The following is a 14823-nucleotide window of genomic DNA, read 5'->3' as shown; positions in this document are numbered from 1 at the left end:
CAGACAGGAAATAATATGGCCTTAGATATCCGCGTTCCAACGCTTGGTGAATCCGTCACGGAAGCGACCATCGGCAAATGGAACAAGCAACCGGGCGATGCCGTGAAAGCGGACGAACCTTTGGTTGAACTTGAGACCGACAAGGTGAGCATTGAGGTTCCGGCCCCGGCGGACGGTGTGCTGGAAGCGATCATTGCCCAGGAAGGTGAGACAGTTGGCGTCGATGCGCTATTGGCCCAACTGAATGAAAACGGAGCGGCGGCAGCGGCCGTTGTTGATGAAAAAGCTGCTACGAAGACAACAGAAAAAGAGACGGGGACGAGCGCTATGGCTTCCGCAGAATTGATCGACATTATTGCCCCATCGGCGGGTGAGTCCGTTACCGAAGCCGAAATAGGCGCATGGCATGTGAGTGTTGGCGAGGCGTTTGCTGTCGATGATCCGTTGGTGGAATTGGAAACCGACAAGGCTGCTATGGATGTGCCCGCCGCTGCTGCAGGAACTTTGGCTGAGATTTTAGCTCCCACAGGAACCGTGATCGCACCCGGCGATGTGATCGGCCGCATCAGCGTTGGTGAGGGTGCTACGCCTTCCGCGCCTGCGCCTACTGCAACTCCTGCACCGGCTGCAAAAACGAACGGGGCTACAACATCGATGGACCCGTCTCCGGCTGCTGCGAAAATGCTGGCCGAAAAGGGTATCAGTGCGGATTCCGTCGCAGGCTCTGGAAAGCGTGGTCAGGTTTTGAAGGGCGATGTGCTGGAGGCACTCGACAAGACCACTGCCGCCAAAGCCGAGGCGCCCGTTCAAGCGCCGCGCCCTGCTTCATCTGACGATGACGCCGTTCGTGAAGAGCGCGTGCGGATGACACGTTTGCGCCAAACGATCGCCAAGCGACTTAAAGGTGCGCAGGAAACAGCTGCCATGCTCACGACCTTCAACGAGGTCGATATGGGTCCAGTCATGGACCTGCGCAAAAGCTACAAAGATCTGTTTGAGAAAAAGCATGGCGTGAAGCTGGGCTTCATGGGCTTTTTCACGAAAGCCGTCTGTCATGCGCTGAAAGAAATCCCGGCGGTGAATGCCGAAATCGACGGCACCGATATCATCTATAAGAATTATGCCCATATCGGCGTGGCAGTCGGCACGGACAAGGGTCTTGTGGTTCCTGTCGTGCGCGATGCGGATCAAATGACTATTGCCGAAGTTGAGCAGGAAATTGGCCGCCTTGGCCGCGCTGCCCGCGATGGCGATTTGACGATGGCGGACATGCAGGGTGGAACGTTCACGATTTCCAACGGGGGCGTTTACGGTTCGCTGATGTCGACACCAATCCTGAACTCGCCGCAGTCCGGTATTCTGGGCATGCACAAGATTCAGGAGCGGCCCGTTGCTGTGAACGGAGAAGTCGCGATCCGTCCGATGATGTATCTGGCGCTGTCTTACGATCACCGCATCGTTGACGGAAAAGAGGCTGTAACCTTCCTGGTGCGTATCAAAGAGAGTTTGGAAGACCCCCAGCGGCTTGTCCTCGACCTGTAGCCATGATGCGCGGTGCTTTCTTCGCAGCTTTTTTTGCCTGTGCAGGCGTGTCGGCGCAGGCGGCAGAGTGTTTGCAGGGGGATGCAATTTATGAAGACGCCGACAAGGCTTATGCCTTGGCGTTTTCCGGCACGGGCGATGAAGGCCGCGGCATGGCGAGCAACCGGTTCACGCTGGGGCTAAAAGACGGCAAGAAGCTGCTGGAAGGGTCGGTTCTGTGGAGCAACGGCATATCCCGGCCCGTGGGCGTGATGACATATCAATGCCCTGGTGGCGATATCATAGCGGAAGAGCTGGATGCTTGCAAGATTTGGGAAGGTGTCGTTTACGCCGTTTATCCCGACGGTGAGGTTGATCTTATCCCGCCGGACACTGACCCGGCTGCCAACGCGTTGCTTCTGCCTGACCTTGGTCGCAGCCTTCGTTATTCAAAGCCCTGGACCGACGAGAATCTCGCTGTCGTGCCCTGGGACAAATTCAGCTATATCGGGTGCAGCCAATAGCACCTTCCACCAAAGGAAAATCTCATGTCTGACACCTATGACGTCGTTGTCATTGGCTCCGGCCCCGGCGGTTATGTCTGCGCGATCAAGGCCGCGCAATTGGGCCTGAAAGCGGCGGTGGTCGAAAAGCGCAGCACTTTTGGTGGCACTTGCCTCAACATCGGCTGCATTCCGTCCAAGGCGCTGTTGCATGCATCCGAGATGTATCATGAAGCCGAGCACGGCCTTGAGAAGCTGGGCATCAAGACGGGCGGCGTTAAGCTCGATCTAAACGCCATGCACGCTCATAAGGACGGGGTTGTGAAGGCCAATGTTGATGGGGTGCAATATCTGTTCAAGAAGAACGGTGTTGATACGTTCCACGGTCATGGTTCGCTGGTTGACGCCAACACCGTGAAGGTGACGGCTGATGATGGTGCCGAGCAGATGGTTTCCGCCAAGAACATCGTCATCGCAACCGGCTCCGATGTTGCGCAGATTCCGGGCGTTGAACTGGAGTTTGACGGTCAAGTTCTGGTTTCCTCAACCGAAGCGATCAACCTTCCAAAAGTGCCCAAGACCATGATCGTGATCGGCGGCGGCGTTATCGGGCTAGAGATGGGCTCGGTCTGGTCGCGGCTGGGTGCCGAAGTGACTGTGATCGAATTCCTTCCAACCATTCTCGGCGGTATGGACGAGACAATTACCAAGAATTTCCAGAGAATTCTGAAAAAGCAGGGCTTCAAATTCAACCTATCGTCGAAAGTGACGGGTGTTGAGAAGAAGGGCAAAAAGGGGTTGGTCACGTTCGAACCTGTTAAAGGTGGCGAAGCTCAGACGGTGGAGGCGGATGTGGTTCTCGTCGCGACAGGTCGTCGGCCTTATACCGATGGTTTGGGGTTGGAGGCGCTCGGCATTACGCCGGAGCGAGGCATCATTCCAACTGACGGCGCTTGGCGTACATCGGTGCCCAATGTCTATGCCATTGGCGATGTAATCGCCGGGCCCATGCTGGCGCACAAGGCCGAAGACGAGGGCGTGGCGGTTGCCGAAACAATTGCTGGGCAACACGGCCACGTGAATTACAACGTCATTCCCGGAGTGGTTTACACCAATCCCGAGGTGGCGTCTGTTGGCGCGACGGAGCAGCAGTTGAAAGCCGATGGCGTGGACTATGTCTCTGGCGAATTTCCCTTCACGGCCAATGGCCGCGCGCGCGCGATGAACCAGACCGATGGATTGGTGAAATTTCTCGCTGACGCCAAGACCGACCGGGTTCTTGGTTGTCACATCATCGCGACAGGCGCGGGTGAGTTAATTCACGAAGTGTGCGTGTTGATGGAATTTGGAGGCTCTTCAGAAGACCTGGCGCGTACCTGTCACGCGCACCCGACGATGTCAGAAGCTGTGCGCGAGGCGGCGATGGCGACCGAGGGCAAGCCGATCCATATGTGATTGCAACGGTTTGTCAGCACAAAAAAGGCGGCTCAAGAGCCGCCTTTCTGATTCGATACTGGATACTCAAAAACTATTCGGCTGGTACGTCTTCAACTGTCACTGTTTCAGCCTTTGCAACTTCCTCGAAAACCGGCTTTTCAGCAGGATCGAAGGTTGTCACAGCTTCTTCAGTCGCTTCTGGGGTTTTCACCTCAGCCATTGTTTGCTCGTGCTTGGCCATTTTTCCCCAGCCACAACCTTCCGCAAATGCGGGGCTGGATGCTGCGGCTGCCAAGGCGGCTGCGGTCAAAAGGGTCGAAAGTCTTGCCATGGGGGCCTCCATTGCTGGTTTCTAACCTACAAAGCGTAGCACAAGATTTGCGTTCGCCAAGAGTGTGAAGCGATCATGCGGCCAAATATCCCGATTGGGACAGACGTTCAAATCAGTAGCACGTGTCGTCAAACGCTTTCTCTGCATCGCGGAAGCAACGGTTTTTTGAGGAGCAATACAGGTCTTCGACCTTCGAGTAGACCATAATGCCGCTCTTGATTTTACCGGATTTGGTGCGCTCGCAGCGCAGGATAACCTCAACGATGAGGCCTTTGTCTGTCGCCGCTTCTACGAGGGCATCGCGGTCACGAAAGCCGGGGTAGAGTGTAAAATTGCTGGCGAGCGCTGTGGAAAGCGTGGCGGTGGTGAGGGCGAGGACGATAAGAGTGCGCATGGTTTCAATTCCCTTTGCAGATGGTTCTGCTGGGGATATTGCAAACGCTATGCCACTTATTTGGGTCTAAACTGTGCCGTTTCGGGACAACCGATGTGGGATGAGGTTAATTTCTGGCTATTGTCGGGTAACCTTGTATCCGCGCTGTGCCAGAATGGAGACTAGGCCGTTTTCGCCTGGCAAGTGCAGAGCGCCCACTGCAATGAATGCGCCACCACCCGCTTTGATAAGCTTTTCGGTGCCTTCTGCCATGATGATGTTTCGCTTATCGACGATTTCGCGCTGAAAGGCTGCATAGTCGGAGGTCTGCACCTGGCTTTTCACACCCTCTGGGCTGAGATGGCGCATCATGGCCCAAACAGTGCCCGTCTCTTCGCGTTCGTAGAGTTGGATCATGGTCTCGAAAATATCGTCCATTCGGTCGCCGAGCTTGGCGGTTTCGGTCAGTGCGGTCAGCATCAGCGGTTCGGGCAGGCTGGACAGGGCTCTGATCTGGCTTTCAACCGTTTCCAAAGACACAAGCTCTTTGCCCTGTTCATCGGCGATTTGTGCGAGTTTTTGATCGAGGAATGGCTTTCCAGCGGCCTTGCGGGCATTTTCGCAGGCTGGAGTGGCAATAGCGCCCATCAAAGCCCACGGTTTCAGGCGTTTTGCGAGAAACCACGGAATGCTGCCACGCTTGGAAACAAGATCGCCTACAAGTTTGGCATCAGCTTCTGACAATCGTGAGGTCACGTCGCTGCCATCGGTGTAGCTGGTATATTGCAGCATAGCGGTCGCCTTCTGCTTCATCTTTTCAGGATCGAGCACGTCAGTCACTTCCAGCGCCACGATGGACGATGAATTTAAGGCTGCGGAGACTTTTGGTGTGAGATCAAGCAAACGGGGGTCGCTCATGTGCATTGTTCCGAAGAGGTAGCTGGGTCGTGCACCTTGCTTCTCGATCTTCCACAGCAGCCCTTTGCCGTTAGGCAGAGTATCTGCAGCAGCCTCAACCTTTTTGGCGATCTCTGGGCTGTTTTTGGCGAGCTTGTCCATAACGTTTGTGCCGTTGCAGACCATATCCGCGGCGCTGACTTTGCCCGCAGACATCAAACCGGAAAGGGCAGCTGATATCGCGAGTGCAATCACGGAGAGCACGGCGAAGCTGCGGCGACGCCAGAAACGCGGTTTCACGGGGGGCATTTGGTGCTCCTAAGCTCGTGGATGGGCATTGGCCCATGTTTTCAAAAGCGCATCAGTATCGACTTGCGTATAGCGCTGGGTGGTGGAGAGGCTGGCATGGCCAAGCAATTCCTGAATCGTGCGCAAATCACCGCCATTGCCCAACAAATGCGTGGCAAATGAATGGCGCATGGCATGGGGAGTGGCGTTTTCTGGCAGACCAAGCGCGCCACGCATTCGTGCCATGTTTCGCTGGATGATGGTTGGGCTCACTGGCCCACCTTTCGCACCACGAAAGACGGGATCATCTGGCCCGAGCGTATAGGGGCATTGGTGTAGGTAGGATTCGATGGTGCGGGCAATGACTGGAAGAACTGGCACCATGCGGGTTTTTTCACCCTTGCCGGTAATACGCAGTGTCTGCGTTTTGATGGCTGGCTTGGCGTTATCAGCGAGACCAAAATCAGCCAGCGTGAGGTTCAATCCTTCAGAAATGCGCAGGCCGCAACCATAAAGCAGCGCCATGAGTGCGGCATCGCGGCTCGCAATCCACGGCTCGCCGTCTAGATGCTCGGCGGCTTGGGTGAGCTTGACGGCGTCATCTGCTGTCAATGGTCGTGGCAGTGTGGTCGGTTGCTTTGGAGCGCGCATTGCCACGAGGCCCGCTGATGATGCTTCGCCGCGTTGCTCCAGCCAGCGTACGAACGAGCGTATACCGGCAAGGCCGCGTGCCAAGGTTCTCGCGCCCGCGCCGTGATCGCGGCGCTTGGCGAGGAAGCCGCGCAGCACCATTGGCTTTAGATCTGCGAAATCGCGTTTGCGCGGTGGCTCGCCCAGATAATCTGTTAGATGCAGGCAGAACTGGCGGAGATCGCGTTCGTAAGCTTCAATCGTTTTGTCGGCCATGCGTTTTTCATCGCGCAAGTGAGTGAGCCACTGGGCGCGCGCTACCATCAAATCCGGCGCGGCGGGTATAAGAATTTCAGACTTTTGCGTAGCTTCGACCATAGCCGCAAATGTGCGGCAGGGAGGTTAGGATTGGCTTAAAACGCCGGCTTGCGCACTGATTTCTTGGCGGCGTTCGTTCACCACGTCGCGCACGGAATTCCATAAGAATGCGAAGGATTGGAAGCCTTCTTCTGTCACTTGGTCGGAATCGAGCGCTTTCACCACGGTTTCAAGAACGGTTGATAGTTCTTCTTGCAGAGCCATGAGCTCAGCCATGTCTTTGCTCTCGCGGGCGTGGCGAGAAATTTCCAACAAGCGCACGTTGTAGACGTCCGCTTTGTTTTTCGCCTTTGCCGAAAGCGAACGGCGCAGGGCGAGCAGGGCAGAGCCGATCATAGCCAAAATAGTAATGATCAAAGCCAGCGGTTCTGCGTTCTCCTGAAGGAAGGAAGGTTTGTCGCGGTCGTAATACCGTGCTGCTCCGGGATGGAAGGGCAGGCTTGCGCCTTGATTGACGTTGGGTCCTGCGATGTTTGCGGACAGTGGCATTCGTATCAGCAGATCAAGGCGCTTCTCGAAGATGATGTTGACCAATTCGTTTACTGCATCTTCGTCCGCATCGTCACGCGCGACTAACAGGCGCTGAAGTGTTGCGGTTTCGATGTCTTTTACAGGCAAGGGTCCAGAGCCGTCGAACGCTCCTCGCACAATTTTTGATGCTTGGATAAACGGGCGCTTTAGCGACATCGCTTGAGCTTGGTCGATGGCAATGAAACGCATATCGATGCCGCGCAAACGGGCTTCTTCAAGAAATGACAGGAAGGACGGGTCGCGCAGGGAATTGACCAGAAAAATTGCATCGCTCTTGCGTTGCATGAATTGCTCTTTGCCCAATTCACCGGAAACCGACAAAGAGCGGAAACTTTCTGGCGCCACGGAATAGTGATCTACCACAGACCAAAAAGACCTACTCCCTGATGAGCCGTCTTCGGGAATCGTGATGCGATGGTTTGGCAAATCCTGCATGCGGTAAATAGGCTTGTCTGCATGCGCAATCAGGATGAAGTAATCTGAGAACAGATCTGCTACCAATTGGATATCGGAATAGGCCGGGGTGTTGGATTCCACGGTTGCCAGTTCAGCCTCCCCCGCCCTTAGGCGACGGATATTGACTGAAGAGTTTAGGCTGGGCCGCACACGCAGCCGCAGAGTATCGGAATGGCGCAGCACGACTTGCGAAATTTCACGCATCAGAGTGAAGGCGTCGCCATCGCGTGGGCCAGCATAGACGGTCAGGATTTTCGGCTCTTGGGGCTTGCCATAGATAAACCAAACACCTCCAGCGCCGACCGCCAAGATCAATGCGAAAAATAGTCCGTATATCCAGCGCATCTCAATGTCCTGCCCATCGCTCTCAACGCCCTTTTAAGAGAAGAGACTTAGGAGCGATACTGCCAAAGTGCCTCGCAGCGCAGAATTAGCTTTTGCGGTTTCTTGCAGCCAGCGTGCGAAGGCGTAGCGCGTTCAACTGAATGAAGCCGTGGGCGTCTTCTTGGTCGTATGCTCCAGCATCGTCTTCGAATGTCACCAGAGCTTCCGAGTAGAGCGACTTTGCGCTGTCGCGAGCAACCACGATGACGTTGCCCTTGTAGAGCTTCAACGTAACCTCGCCTTCCACATGGGTCTGGCTGGCATCAATTGCCGCTTGCAGCATGTCGCGCTCTGGCGAGAACCAGAAGCCGTTGTAAATGAGTTCTGCATAGCGCGGCATCAGTTCGTCCTTAAGGTGGCCCGCGCCACGGTCGAGCGTGATGGATTCGATTGCTCTGTGCGCTGTGAGCAAAATGGTGCCGCCCGGCGTTTCGTAGACGCCCCGCGACTTCATGCCGACGAAACGGTTTTCAACCAGATCAAGGCGGCCAATGCCGTTGTCGTGGCCAAGCTGATTGAGTTTTCCAAACAGATCAGCAGGTCCCATCTTCTTGCCGTCGATGGAAACAGGGTCGCCGCCCTCAAAACCGATTTTGACCATCGTTGGCTCGTCTGGCGCGTCCTGGGGATCAATGGTGCGCATGTAGACATATTCAGGGGCCTCGACTGCCGGATCTTCCAGCACTTTGCCTTCTGATGAAGAGTGCAAGAGATTGGCATCCACTGAAAAGGGGGCTTCGTTGCGCTTGTCTTTGGCGATTTGAATTTGGTGTGTTTCAGCAAAATTCATAAGATCTGTGCGGGATTTGAACTCCCATTCGCGCCAAGGGGCGATGACTTTGATGTCCGGGTTTAGCGCATATGCTGCCAGTTCGAAGCGGACTTGGTCGTTGCCTTTTCCTGTTGCGCCGTGCGCGATGGCGTCCGCTCCGGTTTCTTCTGCGATCTCGATGAGGCGCTTGGAAATCAGTGGGCGGGCGATTGACGTTCCCAGCAGATAGACGCCTTCATAAACGGCATTGGCACGAAACATCGGAAAGACGAAATCGCGGATGAATTCGTCACGCACATCCTCGATGTAGATTTCTTTGATGCCCAGATTTTCTGCTTTGCGCTTGGCTTCTTCCAGTTCTGCGCCGCCTTCGATGGTGGACTGTCCAAGATCGGCGGTGAATGTGACCACTTCTGCGCCGTATTCGGTTTGCAGCCACTTGAGGATAATGGACGTATCGAGTCCGCCGGAATAAGCGAGGACGACTTTTTTGATGTCGCCTTTTTTGATTTTGGACATGAGGGTTGCCGATTTTCAGGGTGACGAATTTTGCGGCACTTTAGCCGGAATCGCTTTGCGCACAAGCGTTGGAATTAAGCAGTTTCCAGCTTCTTGCCGCGTGTGCCACGAATGCGGTGCCAACCGGATGGCACACGCGCAACGAGCCAGAAACTTGCAGCTATGCTAACAAGCGTCAGCATTACACCCATTGTCACGTCTGATGTGAAATGGCGGCCAAAGGCTACTCTGAGGAAGCTGATGGCAATAATGAGGAATAGGATGATGGCGAGAGAATTGCGCCGCCAGCTGGCTGGCAGGAAGGGAACCAGCACCAGCATCCAGGTGGCCGCCGCTGCTTCGCCGGAGGGAAATGAGCAGTTGAAGTCGCACTGATCGGTGATTGTTCCGGGCAGCGTGAACTGTGCATCACCGCCGAATGTGTCAACTTGATAGGGGCGAGCACGGCCTTTGAATGTTTTCAGCACAAGATTGACGATGATCAAAGGCCCCAAAAGCCCAGCAATCGTGCCCGCCAAAGGTGCCTGCCAGTTGCGCCTGTTTGGGTTGTATCCCGCTATAAGGTTCCCAAGACCCCAAAGAAGCATAATCACCATCAATCCGAGTGGGATAACATATCCGATTATGCGGATCTGCCGCATGAAAGCGTCTTCAATCAGCGGGAAATAACCACATGTTTTGCCCTGTGGTGCTAACTGGCTGCATGCAACTTCAAGATAGAACGTCCGGCTGATCGCAATGTCTATGTCTTGAATTGACCGCCAAAGGAAAAGCACAGCGATCGTCGCTACGATTGCGAGCACAAGCGTTGAGGTGCGTGCTAGTGGGTGGCTGGGGGTCAGCGGAGGCATTGGTGTTGTAGCGGGCACGTTCTATCCGTCGTTTGCCGGAAGAGGCTTTGCTGGGCCGCGAAACTTCACCGTAATTTCAGGATCGACTTCGTCTTCTGTGTGAACGCCGAGCACGATGCCCTTGCGCCGGGATTTTGCGCGCATGTTATCAATATCATCATCAGACTTTGTGGTGCGCTGCGCGTTGCGTCTGCCCCATTTTCCAAGGCGCTCATACATGAGTCCCAAAATATCGTCGTGTTGGTCAGAGCGACCTAGGTCGCGCAGTTCGTCAGGGTCGTTCTCCAGATCGAACAGCATTGGCGGGAATGGCACGCCATCTTTTTGGCCCTCCGCATGCATGAATTTCCAACGCTTATCGGTGACCATGAACAAGCGTGCATCTTTTGGCTTTAAGCCAAGATTTACCGCCATGGGCGTGGCTGAATAGTCGAACTCGCTTATCGCATAGTCGCGCCATTCTTCAGGCTTTTCGCCACGCAAGAACGGGATCAGAGAGCGCCCCTCAATGATATGATTGGGCACTTTACCGCCAGCGAACTCCACGAATGTTGCAGCGAGGTCGATTGCTTCTGTTGGCTCGTCGATCACAGTGCCGCGAGCCGCATCAGCTTCAGGCGATGGGTCGTAGATGATCATGGGGACTTTGGCGCTTTGCTCGTGGAACAGACTTTTTTCGCCCAACCAATGGTCGCCCAGATAGTCGCCGTGATCGGACGTGAGCACGATCATCGTGTCTTTCATCTGATCGGTGTCTTCAAGGTATTTGAACAACACGCCCATTTGGTCGTCGCACTGTTTGATCAGGCCCATATAGGCAGGCATGACGGCCTCGCGCACCTCGTCGCGCGAGAACGCCTTGCCAACGGCATTGTTCATGAATTGCTCGTAGACCGGGTGAGGGTCTTCCCGTTCCGCCGGATGGCGAACTACAGGTTGAATCTGATTGCCGCCATACATGTCGTGATAGGGCGCTGGGACAATGTAGGGCCAATGGGGTTTGATGTAGGAAGCGTGGCACATCCAAGGTTCATCATTGCCCTTGCGGCTTTCGATAAAGGATATGACTTCGCGGGTGAGCCAAGGTGTTTCACTGTCTTGCTCGTGAATGTTGGCCGGCTTTGAGGAATGCGATGTGAACCATGCGGAGGCCATGTTGCCTTCTTCATCGATGCCCGCATTGGCATAATCGTGCCAAGGGTTCTCGCCCTCGTAGCCTTTGGATTTGAGGTATTCATTATAGGGTGAGCGGCGGTGATCGTAGAAGCCGTCTGGACCTTCCGCCCAAAGACCATCGTCACGCGCGTAGATGTCGAAACCACATTCGGAAACCCGTGCGCCAACGATGCTATCGTGGGTGATGCCCAAGCGTTCCATGCCTTCGTGATCAACAGCCATATGGGTTTTTCCAACAAGCCAAGAAGACATGCCGAGTTTGCGCAGGTGATCACCTATGGTTTGTTCTCCGACTTTTAGCGGAAAACCGTTCCATTGGGCACCGTGGCTGGAGGCGTAGCGCCCGGTGTAGAAGCTCATCCGAGAAGAGCCGCAAATGGGTGATTGCACATAGCAGCGCGAGAAACGCACGCCCTTCTCCGCGATGGAATCCATATGCGGTGTGTGCAGGTGCGGGTGGCCACCGCAACTGAGATAATCGTGCCGCAATTGGTCGAACATGATGAAAAGGATGTTCTTGCGTTTCGTCATGAATTTGCTCTGCCCGTTTTAGCCACCGCGCACGGTGTCATTTGGCTTCCGCCCTGTCCAGATAGCTCGGAAATCATTCACGTTGGTGCGCGTGGGGCCAGTGGTAACGAGATCGCCGAGACGCTCGAAAAATGTGAAGCTGTCATGGCGGTCGAGGTGGTCTTGAGCATTGAGGCCCAGCGCTTTTGCGCGCATCAGCGTATCAGGTGTGATCACCGCGCCGGCATTGGTTTCGCTGCCGTCTATGCCGTCTGTATCGGCGGCGATGGCGCAGACACCGCTTTCGCCGTTGAGCGCGACGGCAAGCGCCAACAGATATTCGCAATTGCGCCCTCCGCGGCCCGGTTTTTCGTTGTTGGCTACCGTCACGGTTGTTTCGCCGCCAGACAGAATAAGCTGAGCTGTGCTGAGCCGTGCCAGATCAGCGTGGATACGCGCAACGTCATGGGCCTCGCCTTCAATGTCAGCACCAAGATTTTCCACTGATATGCCAGCATGGCTGCATCGGCGGGCAATGGTTTCGATCATATCCTTTGGGCGTGAAATCATGTGAAACTTGGTGCGCTCGAAAATTGGATCGCCCGGCTTTGGTGTTTCCGCTTGCGGGCTTTCAAGGTGGTCGCGCACGGCGGGGGAAACCTCAATGCCGTATTGTTCAATCAATGCAAGCGCATCATCACAGGTGGAAGCGTCTGGTACGGTTGGACCGGAGGCGATGGTGGATGGGTCGTCGTGAGGCACATCGGATATGGCGAGTGTGACGACTTGGGCTGGTGCTGCAACTTGTGCAAGTCGACCGCCTTTCACAGATGAAAGATGTTTGCGCACAACGTTCATCTCGCCAATCGGCGCGCCACTCATCAACAGGGCTTTATTAATGGCCTGTTTTTCGGAAAGTTTGATCCCTTGCGCTGGAGCGGTCATCAACGCGGAACCACCGCCCGACACGAGCACCAAAAGCATGTCTTTTTCAGTCAGTGAACCCGCGTTTGTCATGATCTGTTTGGTCGCTTCAAAACCACGATCATCTGGCACTGGGTGAGCGGCCTCAATTACTTCGATGCGTTCGCATTTTTCGCCGTGGCCATAGCGGGTGAGAGCAATGCCTGTGAGTGGTGCGTTGTCTGGCCAGTGTTGTTCAACACTGCGCGCCATAGACGCTGCTGCCTTGCCGATAGCTACGGCGAGCGTTCGGCCCTTTGGCGGCTGTGGCAGGAAATTCGGCAGACACGTTTGGGGCATGGCGCTGGTTACCGCGTGGCCGAACAAGTCACGCAGAAAAGCGGTTGCTTCTGTTTCGTTAGAAGGCGGGTTCAGAGGCTTGGTCATGGAACGGTGAATAGGCGAAAGGCCTTCGTTCGCGCAACCGCGGTGTCACTTCGAGTCGACATACAATTTGTAAACATTACCCGAATTGGATTTACAAAAATTACAAAAGTAGTTTTTGTAAATTACAGCGTGCACAGATTGACATCATTTCGTTCCGAGGATTTGTCGCTCTGATCTAAAGAGGTCTTCGAAAAGCTACAGGAGACTTTCACCATGGCACGCAACACAAGCGGCTATAACGGCCTTTTCATTCCCGGCCCAACCAATGTGCCGGATAAAGTGCGCCAAGCATTGAATGTGCCGATGCAAGACATGCGGGCGAGCGATTTTGGTGAGCTGACCTTTCCCCTTTTTGCAGGTGTGAAAAAGGTTTTGCGCACGCAAACTGCTGAAGTGTTTCTGTTTCCCGCATCCGGCACAGGTGGTTGGGAGGCAACGGTCGCTAACTTGTTTTCGCCTGGCGACCGCGTTCTGATGAGCTCGTTTGGTCAGTTTTCGATGTTATGGGTGGATATGTGCGAACGCTTCGGTCTCGAAGTCGAGCACTGTGCAGTCGAATGGGGCTTGGGTGTCCCGCATGACGAGTATCGCCGTATTTTGGAAGCGGATAAGGCTCACACGATCAAAGGCGTTTTCGCTTGCCATAACGAGACAGCAACGGGTGTGACGTCTGATATTGCTGCCATTCGCGCAATTCTTGATGATCTCGGTCATCCCGCTTTGCTCTGTGTCGATGGGGTCAGTTCACTTGGTTCGCTCGAATTTCGGATGGATGATTGGGGCGTGGATGTCATCGTTGGCGGTTCACAAAAGGGCTTCATGCTGCCTGCGGGTTTGACCATCATGGGCGTGAGCCAAAAGGCGATGGAGCGGCGCGTGACGGCGACGATGCCACGCACGTTCTTCTCGTTCGATGACATGCTCAAGCACAATGCCACGGGTCATTTTCCCTACACGCCGCCAACGCAATTGTTCCACGGCTTGCAAGCATCGCTCAAAATGATGTTTGAGGAGGGTTTGGACAACATCGTGGCGCGCCACAATCGCCTTGCCACCGCCGTTCGCGCCGGTGTCCACGCTTGGGGCCTGGAACTTTGCGCGAAAGATCCGGCCACCTATTCCGACACCGTTTCTGCAATCGTGGTGCCCGAGCACATGGACAGTGGTGCGGTTTTGAAGGCTGCCTATGAGCGTTACAATCTGTCGCTCGGTGCTGGCCTGTCAAAGGTTGCGGGCAAGGTGTTCCGCATCGGCCATCTGGGCAATCTCAACGAAATCATGGTGCTTCAGGCGCTTGCAGGATCGGAAATGGCGATGCGCGACAGCGGCATCAACATTGAGCTTGGCTCTGGCGTTGCAGCGGCACAAGCCTGCTTCATTCAATCCGCTGATGAGCAACAGATCAGCCGCGCCGCATAAGAACCCGCCTTTGCTAAGGCTGCTATTTGAAAGGAAACGCAAAATGACCGCTATGATGACAAAAGACACTTTCGGTGTGACCATCGCTTCCACATTGGATATCTCTGAAATCACCAATCAGGAGGATTTCACATTTTCTGCTGTAATCGACATGCGCCGTGCGACAGACAAGACCGCTTATCCGGTGGAGGAAGTAACGCTGCGTCGCTTGCGCAATTTCCGCATCTCCTATCAACAGATGCCGATGAACCTTTATGAGCCCACGTCACGCGAGGAAAACGAATTGCACCGTGCCATCACCGACCAACAGGGCACAATTTTGGTTTTGACCGATCATGCGGTACCGCTGGCCCGCTTCTGCCGGCAAATGGACATCCCGTTCCGCAGCCGCGAACTCTACATCGTGGAAACCGAGAGCGATTATGTGCCAGTGCAGGTTCCCGCGACCCAAAGGGCTGCCTCGCGCTTTGGTACATTTGGCAGTTAAGCTGTAATAG

14 protein-coding genes are annotated in these 14823 nt (G+C 54.9%); 5 read left to right on the top strand and 9 right to left on the bottom strand.

What is annotated here, in order from left to right; all coding sequences use genetic code 11:
* Window positions 1-15 precede the first annotated feature (15 nt).
* Genes odhB through lpdA form a run of 3 tightly spaced genes read left to right on the top strand, consistent with a single transcriptional unit; the run spans window position 16 to window position 3479 of the window.
* A complete protein-coding gene (odhB, locus tag ACFQ14_RS09620) occupies window positions 16-1542 on the top strand; it encodes a 2-oxoglutarate dehydrogenase complex dihydrolipoyllysine-residue succinyltransferase (RefSeq protein ID WP_377212521.1) in 1527 nt (508 codons plus the stop codon).
* A gap of 2 nt (window positions 1543-1544) precedes the next feature.
* The gene (locus tag ACFQ14_RS09615) at window positions 1545-2045 is read left to right on the top strand and encodes a hypothetical protein (protein WP_377212520.1); all 501 of its coding nucleotides are present in this window, start codon (window positions 1545-1547) and stop codon (window positions 2043-2045) included.
* Between the two features lie 24 nt (window positions 2046-2069).
* Window positions 2070-3479, top strand: a complete 1410-nt coding sequence (gene lpdA, locus ACFQ14_RS09610; protein WP_377212519.1) for a dihydrolipoyl dehydrogenase — start codon at window positions 2070-2072, stop codon at window positions 3477-3479.
* A 73-nt stretch (window positions 3480-3552) separates the two neighbouring features.
* Here lpdA and ACFQ14_RS09605 read toward each other — a convergent pair whose 3' ends face one another.
* The 9 genes from ACFQ14_RS09605 to ACFQ14_RS09565 form a co-directional block, all read right to left on the bottom strand.
* Entirely contained in the window at window positions 3553-3792 is a 240-nt protein-coding gene (locus ACFQ14_RS09605) for a hypothetical protein (RefSeq protein WP_377212518.1), read from the bottom strand.
* Window positions 3793-3904: 112 nt separating this feature from the next.
* Window positions 3905-4186: a hypothetical protein gene (locus ACFQ14_RS09600; RefSeq protein ID WP_377212517.1), complete on the bottom strand. Its 282-nt coding sequence runs from the start codon at window positions 4184-4186 to the stop codon at window positions 3905-3907.
* 117 nt (window positions 4187-4303) lie between these two features.
* On the bottom strand, window positions 4304-5371 hold the full coding sequence (locus ACFQ14_RS09595) for a TraB/GumN family protein (RefSeq protein ID WP_377212516.1): 1068 nt from the start codon (window positions 5369-5371) through the stop codon (window positions 4304-4306).
* A gap of 9 nt (window positions 5372-5380) precedes the next feature.
* The gene (locus ACFQ14_RS09590; RefSeq protein ID WP_377212515.1) at window positions 5381-6358 is read right to left on the bottom strand and encodes a tyrosine recombinase XerC; all 978 of its coding nucleotides are present in this window, start codon (window positions 6356-6358) and stop codon (window positions 5381-5383) included.
* Window positions 6359-6382: 24 nt separating this feature from the next.
* Window positions 6383-7690 (bottom strand): TAXI family TRAP transporter solute-binding subunit, encoded by a 1308-nt coding sequence (locus tag ACFQ14_RS09585; protein ID WP_377212514.1) that lies wholly within the window; start codon window positions 7688-7690, stop codon window positions 6383-6385.
* Window positions 7691-7775: 85 nt separating this feature from the next.
* Window positions 7776-9020 carry an argininosuccinate synthase gene (locus ACFQ14_RS09580; protein ID WP_377212513.1) on the bottom strand — a complete coding sequence of 415 codons (1245 nt, stop codon included), beginning with the start codon at window positions 9018-9020 and terminating at the stop codon, window positions 7776-7778.
* Between the two features lie 74 nt (window positions 9021-9094).
* Window positions 9095-9889: a phosphatase PAP2 family protein gene (locus ACFQ14_RS09575; RefSeq protein WP_377212512.1), complete on the bottom strand. Its 795-nt coding sequence runs from the start codon at window positions 9887-9889 to the stop codon at window positions 9095-9097.
* A gap of 3 nt (window positions 9890-9892) precedes the next feature.
* Window positions 9893-11578 carry a sulfatase-like hydrolase/transferase gene (locus tag ACFQ14_RS09570; protein ID WP_377212511.1) on the bottom strand — a complete coding sequence of 562 codons (1686 nt, stop codon included), beginning with the start codon at window positions 11576-11578 and terminating at the stop codon, window positions 9893-9895.
* Window positions 11579-11596: 18 nt separating this feature from the next.
* Window positions 11597-12907 carry a glycerate kinase type-2 family protein gene (locus ACFQ14_RS09565; RefSeq protein ID WP_377212510.1) on the bottom strand — a complete coding sequence of 437 codons (1311 nt, stop codon included), beginning with the start codon at window positions 12905-12907 and terminating at the stop codon, window positions 11597-11599.
* Window positions 12908-13120: 213 nt separating this feature from the next.
* Between ACFQ14_RS09565 and ACFQ14_RS09560 the strand changes: the two genes are divergently transcribed.
* Window positions 13121-14326, top strand: coding sequence for an aminotransferase class V-fold PLP-dependent enzyme (locus tag ACFQ14_RS09560; RefSeq protein ID WP_377212509.1), 1206 nt, complete (start codon window positions 13121-13123; stop codon window positions 14324-14326).
* Window positions 14327-14369: 43 nt separating this feature from the next.
* The gene (locus ACFQ14_RS09555) at window positions 14370-14813 is read left to right on the top strand and encodes a hypothetical protein (RefSeq protein ID WP_377212508.1); all 444 of its coding nucleotides are present in this window, start codon (window positions 14370-14372) and stop codon (window positions 14811-14813) included.
* Window positions 14814-14823 lie beyond the last annotated feature (10 nt).

Source organism: Pseudahrensia aquimaris (genome assembly GCF_042676045.1).
Taxonomy (GTDB): Bacteria; Pseudomonadota; Alphaproteobacteria; order Rhizobiales; family Rhizobiaceae; genus Pseudahrensia; species Pseudahrensia aquimaris.
Note: the sequence above shows the minus strand (reverse complement) of the source record. Positions and strands in the feature narration are given on the sequence as shown.

Bases quoted from the DNA above. Each gene is read 5' to 3' on its own strand.
- odhB (WP_377212521.1), top strand. From the start codon at position 16: ATGGCCTTAGATATCCGCGTTCCAACGCTTGGTGAATCCGTCACGGAA.
- ACFQ14_RS09615 (WP_377212520.1), top strand. From the start codon at position 1,545: ATGATGCGCGGTGCTTTCTTCGCAGCTTTTTTTGCCTGTGCAGGCGTG.
- lpdA (WP_377212519.1), top strand. From the start codon at position 2,070: ATGTCTGACACCTATGACGTCGTTGTCATTGGCTCCGGCCCCGGCGGT.
- ACFQ14_RS09605 (WP_377212518.1), bottom strand. From the start codon at position 3,792: ATGGCAAGACTTTCGACCCTTTTGACCGCAGCCGCCTTGGCAGCCGCA.
- ACFQ14_RS09600 (WP_377212517.1), bottom strand. From the start codon at position 4,186: ATGCGCACTCTTATCGTCCTCGCCCTCACCACCGCCACGCTTTCCACA.
- ACFQ14_RS09595 (WP_377212516.1), bottom strand. From the start codon at position 5,371: ATGCCCCCCGTGAAACCGCGTTTCTGGCGTCGCCGCAGCTTCGCCGTG.
- ACFQ14_RS09590 (WP_377212515.1), bottom strand. From the start codon at position 6,358: ATGGTCGAAGCTACGCAAAAGTCTGAAATTCTTATACCCGCCGCGCCG.
- ACFQ14_RS09585 (WP_377212514.1), bottom strand. From the start codon at position 7,690: ATGCGCTGGATATACGGACTATTTTTCGCATTGATCTTGGCGGTCGGC.
- ACFQ14_RS09580 (WP_377212513.1), bottom strand. From the start codon at position 9,020: ATGTCCAAAATCAAAAAAGGCGACATCAAAAAAGTCGTCCTCGCTTAT.
- ACFQ14_RS09570 (WP_377212511.1), bottom strand. From the start codon at position 11,578: ATGACGAAACGCAAGAACATCCTTTTCATCATGTTCGACCAATTGCGG.
- ACFQ14_RS09565 (WP_377212510.1), bottom strand. From the start codon at position 12,907: ATGACCAAGCCTCTGAACCCGCCTTCTAACGAAACAGAAGCAACCGCT.
- ACFQ14_RS09560 (WP_377212509.1), top strand. From the start codon at position 13,121: ATGGCACGCAACACAAGCGGCTATAACGGCCTTTTCATTCCCGGCCCA.
- ACFQ14_RS09555 (WP_377212508.1), top strand. From the start codon at position 14,370: ATGACCGCTATGATGACAAAAGACACTTTCGGTGTGACCATCGCTTCC.